Source organism: Pelatocladus sp., assembly GCF_059505505.1.
In genome coordinates, this window is sequence record NZ_JCACKS010000240.1 from 80,797 (window position 1) to 95,380 (window position 14,584).

Below are 14,584 nucleotides of genomic sequence, written 5' to 3' on the forward strand. Positions count from 1 at the left end.
TCATAGTTAAAATTCTCTATGTCTTTAGATAACCGTGCCATAGTTAGAAAGGTTTTAATCATCACTTTGTTCCTAAATATTTTTGTGATGTTATTAAAAGCAGTTGTTGGTAAATTAACAGGTTCTTTAAGTTTGTTAGCTGATGCCTTGCATAGCGTCACCGATAGCGCCAACAATATATTGGGATTGATTGCTAGCCAATTTTCCTCACCACAGCCCGATCGCGAACATCCCTATGGACACTTAAAATTTGAAGCAGTGGGTGCTTTGGGAATTTCAGCGTTTTTAGGTATAGCCTGTTTTGAAATTCTTCAAGGTGCTGTCGAACGCATTCTCAATGGTAGTGAACCCGTAAGCATATCAGCACCAGAATTGTGGTTATTACTGCTTGTATTAGGTGTGAATATTTTCGTTACCTTTTACGAACGCCACGTAGGTGTAAAAGTCGGTAGCCCGATTTTGATCGCCGATGCTAAACATACCATGAGTGATATTTGGGTTACAATTTCCGTGATTGGCGGTTTGATTGGTGTATGGTTGGGTTATCAGTGGTTAGATGTGGGGTTAGCTTTTCCTGTAGCTTTGTTGGTCTTTTGGAGTGGCTGGACAGTTTTAAAAGAAAATTTACCTTGGCTTGTGGATCAAATTGCGATCGCACCGGAACTGATTCATGCGATCGCCCTTTCTGTCCCTGGAGTGATCAACTGCCATGATATAGCCTCTCGCGGTGTTGTTGGTCGCCAAGCTTTTATTGAAATGCACTTAATAGTTGATGCTCAAGATGTTCAAACAGCGCATCGTATCACTGAAGAAGTAGAAAGACGACTCGAAGAACGCTTTCGCCCAGTACGGATTGTAATTCATGTCGAACCACCAGAATATCAATCAGAGCAGATTAGCTTCGGCTCTAACTCAAACTAGCAAATCATACTTGTGTTAGACCTGTTCTCTGACTCTAGATAGGGGCTGTATCTGTAAGATTCTTAGTATCTTAATAACATAGCAAAACGCACTGGCAGAACGTTTTACCGTTGTGGTTCTTTGCTACTTCTCCAAGGAGAGCGACGTCACAGAAGTAGACAGTGCTGATAATAAAGAGGTCTAGATAGTTGTGGAGTTTTTGTCGCTTCCTCCACTTTGTTACGACCAACGGGAAGGTTAAATTCTCCATACAGAACGGTCGAAGGTCGTGGATATCTAGTCTATTTAAAGGTCAATGAGCATTCGTGCTGATCTCGAACTTTTACTGTCGATATCGCCACGTGTGCTTATTTACCATTTTGAGAATGTATCGAGGAAAACGCGCTAACCAATGACATTTCAATGGCTAGGAATAACACTTATTATTTTGAGCTTTTGGGTGAATATGAATGTATCAGCGCAATCGTCTATTAAGCCAGATATTCCGGCTATAATTGAGCAAGCAAAAGCTGCTTGGGTTAATCTTGATGGCAATGCTTTAGCGAAATTGTTTACACCTGATGGTGAACTTATCGTACCTGGTTATAGGTGGCAGGGACAAGCACAAATTAGTAAAGCAGTTTCGTCAGTTGCTCAACAGTCGCAAGATATCAAAATTGATATTGAGCGGATAATTGTCTGTGGTGAACAAGCAGTTATTGAATGGCGTTACCAAGAAACCGAAAAAGCAACTCATCATCGAAAAACCACTGATGATGCGATCGTAGTAGATTTTCGAGATGGTCTGATTAGCCGTTGGCGAGAATATTTCGATACTCAAACACCATCATCTACTCAGTAACTAGCACATTTGCGACGGCTGCAACCAAATTATCTGGGTCTACGGGTTTAGCTATATGAATTTGAAAGCCAGCTTCTAGGGCGAGGATACGATCTTCACTGTCAGCATAGGCTGTTAATGCGATCGCTGGTACGTTTCCTCCTTTTTCTGCTTTCAACTCACGGATCTTACCAATTAGAGTATAGCCATCCTCATCTGGCATACCGATATCACAAATTAAGACATCTGGTAGTAACTGTGGTAACACTTCTAAAGCTTTTGCTGCTGACGCAACTGTAGTCACACTAGCTCCGTCTGCTTCCAATACGGTAGAAATATAAAAGCAGCTATCTTCATCGTCATCTACCACGAGGATTTTTAATTTAGCAAGAGGGAGAGAAGATGAGGTGACATCTCCTGTGACATTGGAAGAAAGAGAATTATCTCTCATTAGTTTAATCCCTCGTTTTTCCTCAGAATTTTTAGATATTCTTTGAGTAATTTTACTTTATTAGCGTCCTTTATCCATCTATCCAGGCATTCTTGACAAAATAGTCGATTGCTACGTGTAAATTCATCCTCACAATAGCTTATCTCAACCACATGTTAGAATTCTGGCGTTTTGCTATTCGTTACTGTGGCATTTTTATAGTTTCTAAATTACTAGAAGTTTCTCTTAATAAATTTTTAGGTTTATTAAATGATATTAATTAATATCATTTTTTGCATTTTATTAGTTTGTGAAAATGTTTAGAATAATAAAGACAAAATTTTACGTATCTCTAAAAATAGGTAACGGTATCACAAAAACAGAATCAAGATAAAAACCAAACTTAACTATATTTATATGTAAGTAAGCGAAAATCAACATCACTATGTTAATAAATATAAAATCGTTGAAACCCTTGCCAATGAAAAATGACGACCCTTACGAGTTAGCTTTATTTGTGCTGACCTACTTAGAATCATTGTATATTTAGTAGGACTTTCCAAAACGTGAAGATGAGCAAAAATGACATGGGATTTTCATTTCCAGTTGATTTAACAAACTGTGACAGAGAGCCAATTCATATTCCTAGTTGTATTCAAACACATGGGGTTATTTTAGCATTACAAGAGTCTGATTTAACTATTTTACAAGTCAGTGATAATACAATACATTTTTTTGGCTTACATCCTGAAGAATTGCTAAATCAACCATTAAGTATATTGCTGGAACCAGAACAAATCGGATTTTTGGTTGATTGTTTAAATCAGGAAGATATACAAATAGTTAATCCCATTGAGATTACTATAAATATTTCTCAGGTTAATAATACTTTTGATGCTATAGTTCATCGATTTAATGAAATAGTCATTATAGAATTAGAACCACATTATTATGAAAAAAATCATGTCTATTTTAGATTTTATTATTTGGTAAAATTGGCTGTCGGTAAACTACAGTCAGCAAAATTTGTTACTGAAGTTAGTCAGATAATAGCTCAGGAAGTCAGAAGAATTGCCGGATTTGATAGAGTGATGGTCTATAGGTTTGATGAGGATTGGAACGGTATAGTCATTGCAGAAGATAAGCAAGACTACCTATCTTCTTATTTAGGATTACATTATCCTGCTTCAGATATTCCCAAACAAGCCAGAGAACTCTACCAACAAAATTGGTTACGTATTATACCTAATGTTGATTATCAACCTATTGCCATTGTTCCTCCTCTTAATCCTTTAACAAATGAGCCTTTAGATTTAAGTAAATCGGTGTTACGTAGTGTCTCACCGATACATGTTGAATATATGCACAACATGGGTATTAAAGCATCAATGTCGATTTCACTTATTAAAAATAATAAACTTTGGGGACTCATAGCTTGTCATCACCAAACACCCAAATATATTCCTTATGAAATCCGCAATGCTTGTGAATTTTTAGGTCAAGTAACTTCTTTAGAATTAGCGACAAAAGAAGATAGCGAAGATTCAGAATCCAAAATTCAAGTTAAATCCAATCTGGCAAAATTAATCGAATATATGTCAGTGGATAAAAATTTTATTGATGGATTAATCAATAAACAACCGAATCTGCTTCACCTAGTTAATGCTCAAGGTGCGACAATTTGTTTTAATAATGAGTTATATTTAATTGGCAGTACTCCATCCAAACAAGATATTCAAGAATTATTAAATTGGATTAATAAAAATGTAAATGAAGACATTTTTTATACTAATTCACTTTCAAGATTTTATTCAGAAGCAGAAAAATATAAAAATATAGCCAGTGGTTTACTAGTTATTTCTATTTCTAAAACTCAGAATAAATATGTTCTATGGTTTCGCCCAGAGGTCATACAAACAGTTAATTGGGGTGGAAATCCTCATAAAGCTGTAGAAGTTACCCAAAATGGTAGTTTACGTCTATCTCCTCGGAAGTCCTTTGAATTATGGAAAGAAATAGTCAGGCTGACATGTCTACCTTGGAAATCTTATGAAATTAATGCCGCGCTAGAGTTACGAAGTGCCATTATTAGTATGGTAGTACGAAAGGCTGATGAATTAGCAAAGCTAAATATAGAATTAGAACGCAGTAATAAAGAGTTGGATGCTTTTGCCTATATTGCTTCCCATGATTTAAAAGAACCATTGCGCGGTATTCATAATTATTCAAATTTTTTAATTGAAGACTACGGTGAGATATTAGACGAGGAAGGCAAAAATAAACTCAGGACTCTGATTCGTTTGACTATCAGGATGGAGGATCTGATTGATTCATTATTACAGTTTTCCCGCTTAGGAAGGACTGATATGTCGATGCAACAGACTGATTTAAATGCTGTTGTACACCGAATTTTAGATTTATTAAGCGCTCGGATTGAAGAGACAGCAGTAAAAATTCGTATACCCAAACCATTGCCGATAGTATATTGCGATCGCGTTCAAATTGGCGAAGTTTTTAGTAACTTGATTACCAACGCCATTAAATATAACGATAAAGCCAACAGATGGGTGGAAATTGGTTATATCGAAAACTCTGAACCACTCAAATTCTACATCCGAGATAATGGTATTGGTATTCGGGAAAAACATTTAGAAATTATTTTCCGGATCTTCAAACGTTTACATGGCCCAAGCAAATATGGTGGTGGTACAGGTGCAGGACTAACCATTGCCAAAAAAATAGTAGAAAGACATGAGGGTCAAATCTGGGTAGAATCAACTTACGGTGAAGGTAGTACGTTTTATTTCACTTTACAAAAGCCAAATTAATTATGAATTCTCAATTATGAAGGATAAAGTATTAAATAATTAATTATTAGACCTCTTGCAAAAATATTTTTACCCCACCCTAACCCTAAGCGTAAACGGGGAGGGAACTAAATCTTCCCCCCGTTCACGGGGGGATTGAGGGGGGTTCATTCGACTTTTGCAAGAGGTCTATTGTATAACTTAGCGTTCATCCTGGCTTTAACCTTTATCCTACCTTCGGGAAGACACCCTTTGGGCGTCTACATCCTTCATAATTCTTATGATTGGCAATAGTACTCAATTAATCCTTGTAATTGAAGACAGCGACGAAGATTTTGAAGCTTTGCGGCGAGTTATATATCGTCAAAAAGTGCAAAATCCTATTATTCGTTGTGCTGATGGTGACGAGGCGCTAGACTATCTTTACCAGACTGGAGACTACAGCGATCCTAAAAATGCCCCTCGTCCTTCACTAATTTTACTTGATCTGAACTTGCCAGGAACAGATGGGCGAGAATTATTAGAACAAATTAAGCAGGATCAAAATCTTAAAGATATTCCTGTTATAGTATTTACCACTTCTTCTAATCCCAGAGATATTGAAATATGTTATCGCAATAGTGTTGCTAGTTATATTCTCAAACCAATTGACATCAACAAATTAAAACAAACTCTACAAAGTTTCCTTACTTATTGGTTAGATATTGTGGTTCTTCCCGATACTATCGGCAGGTAGTCATGGTGCAACAACAGTTAATTATCTTAATTATTGATGATTGTCCGGAAGACCGTGCAGTCTATCGCCGCTATCTTTTGCAAGATCCACAACATCAGTACAAAATTCTGGAAGAGGAAACAGGGGAAAGTGCGCTACAACTGTGTCAGCAAATCCAGCCAGATATTATATTATTGGACTTTTTGTTGCCAGATATGGACGGGTTAGAGTTTATAGAAGAACTCAAACAGCAACTTCAAGCAACTATGTCAGCCGTAATTATGTTAACAGGACATGGTAATGAAACTGTTGCTGTACAGGCAATGAAAAGTGGTGTTCAAGACTACTTGGTGAAAGGAGATATCACAGCAGAAAATCTACGTTTTACTATTCAGTCTACGATTGAAAATGCCCAACTACGCCAGAAGCTACAACATAGTGAAGAACGTTTCCGTACCTCTGTTGAAAATATGTTGGAGTGCTTAGGTATTTACTCAGCAATTCGCAACGAAGCAGGGGAAATCTTAGATTTTAGAATAGATTATTTGAACGCAGCAGCTTGTGAATCTAACCTGATCATCAAAGAAGAACAACTAGGTAAAAATTTATGCGAAATTTTACCTGGACATCGAAAATATGGCTTATTTGATCAATATTGTCAGGTTGTAAATACAGGCAAACCATTTGTGAAAGAATCATTGATCTACACAGATATATTTGGTAAACAACTATTTACTAGAGCCTTTGATATCCGTGTAGCCAAGTTGGGAGATGGCTTTGTCGCATCTTGGCGGGATGTCACTAAAAAAAAGCAGATAGAACAAGCATTACGGGAAAGCGAAGAACGCTACCGTTTTTTATCTGAAGCCATACCACAAATAGTCTGGATTTGTGATGCGAATGGTGAATTTGAATATCTCAATCAACGATGGTATGAATTTACTGGACAAAACATTGATCAAGGAATGGGATCTGGTTGGATGGAAGTTGTGCATCCAGAGGATATCCAACTAGCCATGCAAACATTTACACAGTCTTTAAATACAGGAAAAGCCTATGAAGTAGAATTACGCTATCGCTGTTATGATCAAACTTATCATTGGTTTTTAGCTAGAGCTTTGCCCAAAAAAGATGAGCAAGGACAGATCGTAAAATGGTTTGGCACAAGTACAGATATCAACGATCGCAAACAATTAGAAGTAGAACGTAGCCGTCTTTTTCAACTTGAACAAGCAGCTCGTGCAGAAGCAGAAGCAGCAAACCTTGCTAAAGATGAGTTTGTAGCTATGGTATCCCATGATCTGCGTTCTCCTCTAAATGCCATTTTGGGTTGGGCGAAATTACTACAAAGTCGCAGACAAGATGAAGCAACTACCATCCGTGCTTTGCAAACTATCGAACGCAACGCTTTATCTCAAGCAAAACTCATAGATGATTTGCTGAATATGTCTCGCATCATCCAAGGGAAACTACAACTTCAGCTATGTCAAGTCAATCTTGTCACCATTATTCTAACAGCATTAGAAACAGCCTATCCCAGTGCTAATGCCAAAAGAATTACCCTAGAGTCTAACCTGGATGATGCAATTCCACCAATTGTCGGCGATCCAAATCGTTTGCAACAAATTTTAGGAAATGTGCTTTCCAATGCGATTAAGTTCACTCCTGAAGGTGGGAGAGTAGAAATACGATTAGAACGGATATGGGAAGTGGGAATAGGAGGGGAACGGGAGGACAAGAAAGACATGGGGGACTTCAATGAAAGACTCTCCGCGTCTAACTTCTATGCTCAAATCACCGTTACTGACACGGGTATTGGTATCAGTCCCGACTTTCTACCCCACGTTTTTGAACGTTATCGTCAAGCAGGTTCCTATGAACAAGGTGGCTTAGGATTAGGTTTAGCGATCGCTCGTCATTTAGTAGAATTACATGGCGGAACTATTCAAGCAACTAGTGATGGTGAAGGTAAAGGTACGACTTTCACCATTTTGTTGCCATTTAGGGGATAGGGGATTGAGGATTGAGGATTGGTTATTCTCCGCGTGTCCTCACGTCTCCCCGCTCCCTTGTCCCTCTTCCCAATGCGTGAATTTTGAATTTCTCCCTTATTCGCGATCCCTGCTCCCTTATATCATGTCCGCTTGATTACTTATTAAACCCGAAGAACCCCACCCCTTAATCCCCTCCCCGCAAGCGGGGAGGGGAGACAAAGCGTAGCTTTGGCGGGGTGGGGTGCAATAACTTTGGGAATCATAACTAAATTATGCGGACATGATATTATTCCCCATCCCCGGTCCCCAGTCCTATTCCCACTCAATAGTTCCAGGTGGCTTGGAGGTAATATCGTAAACTACACGGTTAACTCCTTTGACTTCGTTAACAATCCGGTTGGAAATAACTTCTAGTACATCGTATGGTACACGCGCCCAGTCTGCTGTCATCCCATCTTCACTTGTGACAATGCGTAAGACGATGGGATAGGCGTAGGTACGTTGATCACCCATGACGCCCACGCTTTTAATTGGCAACAATACGGCAAAAGCTTGCCAGTAGTCATGGTACAAGCCTCGCTGATTAATTTCTTGTCGCACAATTAAATCAGCATCCCGCAAAATCTTTAAGCGTTCGGCAGTAATTTCACCTAAAATCCGAATCGCTAAACCTGGGCCAGGAAAGGGGTGACGCTGCACGATTTCTTCTGGTAAACCGATAGAACGCCCAACTTTACGGACTTCATCTTTAAATAGTTTCCGCAGTGGTTCTACCAGTTTAAATCGTAGGTCTTTGGGCAAACCACCGACATTATGATGGCTCTTGATTTTCACTGCTACCCGTTCTCCTGTCTGGGGATCAACGTTGGTGTCAGCAGATTCAATCACGTCTGGATATAGTGTGCCTTGCGCCAAATAATCAAAAGGCCCAAGGCGTCTGGATTCTTCTTCAAACACTCGAATAAATTCGTGTCCAATTATACGGCGTTTTTGTTCAGGTTCAGTAATCTTATTTAGAGAATTCAAGAAGCGATCGCGAGCATTAACGTACTCTACAGGTATATGGAATTGCTCTTGGAATAATTTCAATAACCGCTCTGGTTCATACTTACGCATGAAGCCTTGGTCAATAAATACACAGGTTAATTGATCACCGATCGCTTTATGCATCAGAAAAGCGAGGGTTGAGGAATCAACACCACCAGACAAAGCCAGCAGCACTCGCTTGTCGCCGACTTTGGCGCGAATTTCGCGAATTGATTCTTCGACAAAAGCGGCCGTTGTCCAAGTAGGTTCACACTCGCAAATATGGTAAACAAAATTGCGAATTAATGGCAGACCACCGATAGAATGCACTACCTCTGGATGGAACTGCACACCATAGAGTTTGCGATTGTGATCAGCGATCGCAGCACAAGGAGTATTATCTGTATGTGCCAATAATTCAAACCCTGATGGCATTGTTGTTACTGAGTCACCATGACTCATCCACATAGTTGTGCCATTTTCAACGTTGGTCAACAAGTCTGTGGGATCATCTATATATAATGATGCCTTACCATACTCAGCTCGATCAGCTCTGGCTACTTCCCCACCCAACTGCTGCACCATCAGTTGCATACCATAGCAAACGCCCAGGATGGGAATTCCCAAATGCCAAATTTCTGGGTTACATTTAGGAGCGCCTTGATCATAAACTGAGCTGGGACCGCCAGAGAGGATGATCCCTTTAGGATTCAGCTTTTGCAGCTGTTCAATGGTGGTGCGATAGGAAAGAACTTCGGAATAAACTTGAGTTTCTCGAATTCGGCGCGCAATCAGTTCAGAATACTGAGAGCCAAAATCGAGGATTACAATCATTTGGCGATTAATTTGTCCCAAATCTTCTACTACTTGAGACGCTTCTTCTGTTGGTAGGGTCACCGCTGTACTCATGATCAAGAGAGAGTGTGTGTGAATGTAAAAATAAAATTGTCGCTTTACGGTCTTGCTAACACCATCTACTCCTCACGTTCCCAGGCTTTTCAGGTTGAGTCAACCTTAAACAAACGCGACTTTAAACACGTTTGCTTTGCCTACTTATTTGTTAGTGGTATTAAAAAGAAAAAATTACCCTAGAGTGGTTACTGAAAAAGATATTTATGGGGAATTGTTATGATTATTCATAATAAATTAACATAATTTTGTGATTTGTGAACAAGCTGTTTTGCTTTTTATGAGTATAGGGATTGGGGATAAGGGATTCTCCAATCCCCAATCCCCAATCCCCAATCCCCTATATACGAAGTTGAGACAGCAGAGTTTCCATATCTTTCCAAGTCAGTCCTTGTTGAATATAGTGGGGTGCTTCCGGATTATAAGGACTCGCAACTATGTCAATTTTGAGAATATTTGCTTCCTCTGGTAAAACAGGTACATCTGGATCAAAAGCAGTAGGACGCATCAAAGAACTGGAAAAACCTTTAAATATAGCTATTTGATCTTCTTCACCAGCGATTTCTAGCGTCACCAGCAGAACTTCTTGGGGACTTTTGACAGTGTATCGTTCTAGTCTTTGACCTATAGAATTTTCCATTACATTTGCTGTGAATAAAAGCTTTGAGAAAGATCATATTTTATTACACACAGATCAACACAAAGCAAAGCATAGAAAGCAACGATCCCCGACTTCTTAAAGGATACAGCTGGCGAATCAGGGGTGACACCCCTCATGAACGATTTTTCGTCGTTTGATCAGATGTAGAGACGTAGCATTGCTACGTCTCTACAATTCAATTTGTGATCAACGAGGGGTCAGACCTCCTATTCGCCAGCTGTATCCTTTAAGAAGTCGGGGATCTTGTGTTTAACGAATGATTTAGGAGTGCTATTTTCCCACAGACCCCTAATTCAAAGTTGAAAAAATACTACTTATAATTGACTAAAATAAATAAACGCTGTTTGAAATAAGCCTACAACAAAACCTAGAATTCCACCTAAAGTCACTATTGCCTGTAATTCATTTTTAACAATTCCTTCAATAGCAGCTTCTAAATCAGCAGGTGAAGTTGATTTAACGCGGTCAATAATTACTTGATCAATTGATAAAATTGGTATCGCTTGAGCAACTATCGCTTCTAAATCTCTTTCTAAATATCGTTCTAAGATTAATGCTAATTCTAGACTCACTACTTCTAAAGAAGTATTAACAACAGCAGAATTACTGAGGCGATTGACTAATAAGACAGCAATATTTTCCCAGTTAACCGAATCACTAAATCCTTGTAATAATTCTCCACCACGTATTTGTATGTATTGACGAACGCTTTCACGGGTAGTTTTTCGTAGCTGTCGGACTGTACTTATAGGTAAGTTTTGTAAAGCTATATCTTGCAGTAAAATTTTGATGCGATCGCGTACTTGTAATTCTAGAATCAACTCCTGTAATCTTCGGTTTGTGGCTTCTTTTTCATCTAAACAGTAAGTTCGCAAGCGGCTTAAGCTATTACGTAAACCAAATAAATTAGCAACTACCCAGTAAGTACCACTAGTTTTTTCTCGAAAACTTTCATCTATAGTTTGAATTGTGCGATCGGTCAAAAAATTAATGACTCCCTGTCGGATGATATCAGGTGGTAAGACAGTTTCTAATAACCAATCAGCAAGGCGAGAAGCTTGTTCTTCACTCAATTGAAATTCTAATAATACTTGATCAAAAATTTGATTGATCTGCACTTCTAAAAAATCTTCCCGTCGTGCTAAAACTTTTAACAGACGAGGTAGTGATTCACCTAACAAATCACGCAAAATATTTGCGACAATTTTGGCAGTTTTTTGCTCGCGATCAGCTTTTACCTGATCAATTGCCATTTGTAGCAACCAGAGAATCGCTGATTGCACACGTTCTGTTTGTAGGAGTCGCCGCGCCAGATTCTGTAGTTCTTCTGGTGTTAACAGCGATCGCATAATCGTATTAGAGATATTTTTGGCAAGACGTTCCTGGTTGCGGGGAATCAGTCCAGGGGTAAACGGAATCCTTCGTCCAGCGATGTAAATTGCTCGGTAAGGACGAAACAACATTTTGATGGCTATATCGTTAGTGAAATAGCCAATTACCCCACCCAAGATTGGGGGAGAGACGTACAGCCAAAGATGAGACCAATCAAAACTCATTTTGTCAAGAGTTAATTGTCATTAGTCATTAGTCATTGGTCATTGGTCATTAGCTAATCACTAATAACTAACAACTACTAAGCTTTCGTTAGCACCAGCACTCCCATCATATCGTTCGCGATGGGGTAGTGTGTGGCAGTTGCAAAGCCAACGGCGAGAGCTGTTTCTACCTGCTTTTCTCCTGAAGGAAAGCGGTCTAAGCTGGGACTAATATAAGCATATTCTTCTTTTAAACCCATTTGCTCGGCAATTGGTACAACAAGATGATCCAGATACCATTGTTGAAAAGTTCGAGCAGTCGAATTTTTAGGACGATGAAAATCTAGAATTGCTGCTTTAGCACCTTTTTTGAGGACACGGTGTAATTCTTTGAGGCTACGCTGAATATCTATAACATTTCGTAAACCATACCCCATCGTAGCAGCGTCAAATTTGTTGTCTTCAAAGGGTAAATTGAGTACGTCTGCTTCTATCCAGGTTACAGAGGGAGTTGGGTACTGGCTTTGAGAGCGTTCTTTGGCAATTTTCAATTGTGCAGGCGAAAAATCTACACCGTACACCTGTCCAGTTTTACCCACACGTCGTGCTAACCGAAAGGCTAAATCACCACTACCGCAACACAAATCCAGACAAGTATCTCCGGTTTTGGCTTCACTCCATTTTACTGTCATTTCTTTCCATACCCGGTGTTGTCCCAAGCTCAACCAATCGTTTAATTGGTCATAAATGGGAGCTATACGGTCAAAGATATTGCGAATTTCATCAGACATTGGTCAAGAGTCAAGAGTCGAGGGTCAATTGTCAATTGTCAATGGTCAAGGGTCAAAGTGTAAATCTGGAAAATGAAAATTTCTTGGTGTCTTAGTGTCTTGGTCTTGAAAAAATAATTTTTTAAACACAAAGGCACTAAGACACAAAGAGTTTCTCTACTATGGACTATGGACAATTGACTCTTGACAATTAAGCATTGGCTAACTGATGGTATCGAGTACAACTGAGTACAGTGGCTACCAATTGCGCTGATAAATGAATAAGCTTAAGTTCATCTTCTCGCAAAGTGCAGGGCTTTTTCCACTGGAGAGACAAAACTGCCAAAACATTACTTGTATGGGTAATTGGGATAATTAAATGCGCTTCTACACCAGATTCTGTATAGTGTGCGACACCAGCAAGTTTTTCGTCATTGGGTACATTTACTGAAACTTGCATTTGACCAGTGGCGATCGCTTCACTAGTCAAGGGATCAATAGCTAACCAGTTTTCTACAAAATCCGCACAGCTGTAACTACCTTGAGTAGCAATCAAACTACCATTTTCAACTAATTGCAAAATACATCCATCGGCGCTGAAACTTTCACCAAAAGCTGTGGCAATGGGATTTAAAATAGCTTCTAAACTAAGGCCTTGTTGAGCAATCTGCACCAAAACAGTTAACAGTGCCATTTGAGCATTCGCACGGCATAATTCTTCTGTACGTTGTTTGAGCAAATCATAGGTTTGTGCTGCTCTTTGTACCACAGCTTTTAATTCTGCTGGGTCCCAAGGCTTTGTGATATATTTATATACCTGTCCAGCATTTATCGCTTCTACTAAGTCTTCAATATCAGTGAACCCAGTGAGGATAATTCTAATTGTGTTGGGAAACTGAGGTACTGTTTTACTCAGGAATTCAGTCCCCTTCATTTCTGGCATTCGCTGATCGGAGATGATAACTGCTACTTCACCTTCTGCTGCTAAAACTTGCAAAGCGTTCATCCCACTATCTGCTTTCAAAACCTGAAAATCTCTGCGGAAAGTACGATACAACAGATCCAAATTATCTGGCTCATCATCAACTACTAAAATTTTCTGTTTTTTTGGCTTTTCCAAAGTCATCAATTGACGGCATATTTTATCAAGTTCGGGAATGGGGTTATTCATAGATAATTCCTTTAACTGTTAACCACTTTGTTATATTCCATACAAAGCCTGATTGAGAATATAAAATAAGCGTTTGTAGTCGCTGTTTGATTAAATTAGTTAGGAAGCAGCTTTCAGTAGGAGAAAGTAGAAAAATGAGGAATTCCCATTTTTTTGTCCTGCGTATTATAACGTAATAAACTTAAATGCAAGAATACTTTTATTCACAAATAATTGCTTTGCCTCCTGCTAGAAGTGTAGAAAGGAATTAGAAAATTAGTGTTTTGTCACACTAAGTTTGCAGTATTTGTAGTGAGTTAAGACAGGACTCAATTTAAGCACGCGCATTGCTTACTACAAACCCTTGAAAGCTTTTGTTACAAACTACAATACAAGTACCCTATATTTAGAGGGGATTGATTATTGAAGCCTATTAACAACATCTTTCTTCTATCAAAGTAACGCGGGAGCGTGAGAACCCCTGCCTTTTAAGGAGGGGATGAAACGCAACACTTTAAGGGGTTTTACAGGAGTGTATCTCTTTTTCCCGGAAACCTCCTACAAAATAGTGTATAGTTTCGTAGGAGGGTGATGGAACAATGTTGAGCCTAACTTACGAGTACAAAGCAATGCCCACAAAAGAGCAAATTCAACAGATTGAACACACTTTGACTGTGTGTCGCAAAGTCTGGAACTTTGCTCTACGAGAACGCAAAGATTGGCTCAATTCTCGTAAGTGTCCCATCAATGCTTGTTCCATTGTTTCTGAATACATCACACCAGTTGATGTACCTTACCCTAATTACTACGAGCAAGCTAATTCGTTGACTCGTGCTAAAGCAGAAT

At 39.0% G+C, this 14,584-nt stretch carries 12 protein-coding genes; 6 read left to right on the forward strand and 6 right to left on the reverse strand.

Annotated features, from left to right (window positions below; genetic code table 11):
• Positions 1–18 precede the first annotated feature (18 nt).
• Positions 19–921, forward strand: coding sequence for a CDF family zinc efflux transporter Cdf31 (cdf31, locus tag AC5JMK_RS24165; RefSeq protein ID WP_495911197.1), 903 nt, complete (start codon positions 19–21; stop codon positions 919–921).
• Positions 922–1,366: 445 nt separating this feature from the next.
• On the forward strand, positions 1,367–1,762 hold the full coding sequence (locus AC5JMK_RS24170) for a nuclear transport factor 2 family protein (RefSeq protein WP_495911198.1): 396 nt from the start codon (positions 1,367–1,369) through the stop codon (positions 1,760–1,762).
• Here AC5JMK_RS24170 and AC5JMK_RS24175 read toward each other — a convergent pair.
• Entirely contained in the window at positions 1,752–2,192 is a 441-nt protein-coding gene (locus AC5JMK_RS24175; protein WP_096677433.1) for a response regulator, read from the reverse strand. The genes AC5JMK_RS24170 and AC5JMK_RS24175 overlap by 11 nt on opposite strands.
• A gap of 551 nt (positions 2,193–2,743) precedes the next feature.
• Here AC5JMK_RS24175 and AC5JMK_RS24180 point away from each other — a divergent pair.
• From AC5JMK_RS24180 to AC5JMK_RS24190, 3 genes are all read left to right on the forward strand, one after another.
• Entirely contained in the window at positions 2,744–4,999 is a 2,256-nt protein-coding gene (locus AC5JMK_RS24180; RefSeq protein WP_495911199.1) for an ATP-binding protein, read from the forward strand.
• 259 nt (positions 5,000–5,258) lie between these two features.
• Positions 5,259–5,714, forward strand: a complete 456-nt coding sequence (locus tag AC5JMK_RS24185) for a response regulator (RefSeq protein ID WP_096677435.1) — start codon at positions 5,259–5,261, stop codon at positions 5,712–5,714.
• Positions 5,715–5,716: 2 nt separating this feature from the next.
• Positions 5,717–7,705, forward strand: coding sequence for a PAS domain-containing sensor histidine kinase (locus AC5JMK_RS24190; RefSeq protein WP_495911200.1), 1,989 nt, complete (start codon positions 5,717–5,719; stop codon positions 7,703–7,705).
• A gap of 294 nt (positions 7,706–7,999) precedes the next feature.
• On the opposite strand, the gene guaA is transcribed toward AC5JMK_RS24190, so the two are convergent.
• From guaA to AC5JMK_RS24215, 5 genes are all read right to left on the reverse strand, one after another.
• A complete protein-coding gene (gene guaA, locus AC5JMK_RS24195; RefSeq protein ID WP_096677437.1) occupies positions 8,000–9,622 on the reverse strand; it encodes a glutamine-hydrolyzing GMP synthase in 1,623 nt (540 codons plus the stop codon).
• A gap of 340 nt (positions 9,623–9,962) precedes the next feature.
• Positions 9,963–10,262, reverse strand: coding sequence for a DUF7734 family protein (locus AC5JMK_RS24200; RefSeq protein WP_495911201.1), 300 nt, complete (start codon positions 10,260–10,262; stop codon positions 9,963–9,965).
• Positions 10,263–10,597: 335 nt separating this feature from the next.
• Entirely contained in the window at positions 10,598–11,839 is a 1,242-nt protein-coding gene (locus AC5JMK_RS24205) for a DUF445 domain-containing protein (RefSeq protein ID WP_096677439.1), read from the reverse strand.
• Between the two features lie 77 nt (positions 11,840–11,916).
• Positions 11,917–12,609, reverse strand: a complete 693-nt coding sequence (gene ubiE, locus AC5JMK_RS24210; protein ID WP_096677440.1) for a bifunctional demethylmenaquinone methyltransferase/2-methoxy-6-polyprenyl-1,4-benzoquinol methylase UbiE — start codon at positions 12,607–12,609, stop codon at positions 11,917–11,919.
• A 190-nt stretch (positions 12,610–12,799) separates the two neighbouring features.
• Positions 12,800–13,759, reverse strand: a complete 960-nt coding sequence (locus AC5JMK_RS24215; RefSeq protein WP_096677441.1) for a response regulator — start codon at positions 13,757–13,759, stop codon at positions 12,800–12,802.
• 578 nt (positions 13,760–14,337) lie between these two features.
• Here AC5JMK_RS24215 and AC5JMK_RS24220 point away from each other — a divergent pair.
• A partial coding sequence (locus AC5JMK_RS24220; RefSeq protein WP_495911202.1) for a helix-turn-helix domain-containing protein occupies positions 14,338–14,584 on the forward strand: 247 nt, incomplete at its 3' end.

Coding starts and splice junctions, on each gene's coding strand:
- cdf31 (WP_495911197.1), top strand. CDS start 19: ATGTCTTTAGATAACCGTGCCATAGTTAGAAAGGTTTTAATCATCACT.
- AC5JMK_RS24170 (WP_495911198.1), top strand. CDS start 1,367: ATGAATGTATCAGCGCAATCGTCTATTAAGCCAGATATTCCGGCTATA.
- AC5JMK_RS24175 (WP_096677433.1), bottom strand. CDS start 2,192: ATGAGAGATAATTCTCTTTCTTCCAATGTCACAGGAGATGTCACCTCA.
- AC5JMK_RS24180 (WP_495911199.1), top strand. CDS start 2,744: ATGAGCAAAAATGACATGGGATTTTCATTTCCAGTTGATTTAACAAAC.
- AC5JMK_RS24185 (WP_096677435.1), top strand. CDS start 5,259: ATGATTGGCAATAGTACTCAATTAATCCTTGTAATTGAAGACAGCGAC.
- AC5JMK_RS24190 (WP_495911200.1), top strand. CDS start 5,717: ATGGTGCAACAACAGTTAATTATCTTAATTATTGATGATTGTCCGGAA.
- guaA (WP_096677437.1), bottom strand. CDS start 9,622: ATGAGTACAGCGGTGACCCTACCAACAGAAGAAGCGTCTCAAGTAGTA.
- AC5JMK_RS24200 (WP_495911201.1), bottom strand. CDS start 10,262: ATGGAAAATTCTATAGGTCAAAGACTAGAACGATACACTGTCAAAAGT.
- AC5JMK_RS24205 (WP_096677439.1), bottom strand. CDS start 11,839: ATGAGTTTTGATTGGTCTCATCTTTGGCTGTACGTCTCTCCCCCAATC.
- ubiE (WP_096677440.1), bottom strand. CDS start 12,609: ATGTCTGATGAAATTCGCAATATCTTTGACCGTATAGCTCCCATTTAT.
- AC5JMK_RS24215 (WP_096677441.1), bottom strand. CDS start 13,759: ATGAATAACCCCATTCCCGAACTTGATAAAATATGCCGTCAATTGATG.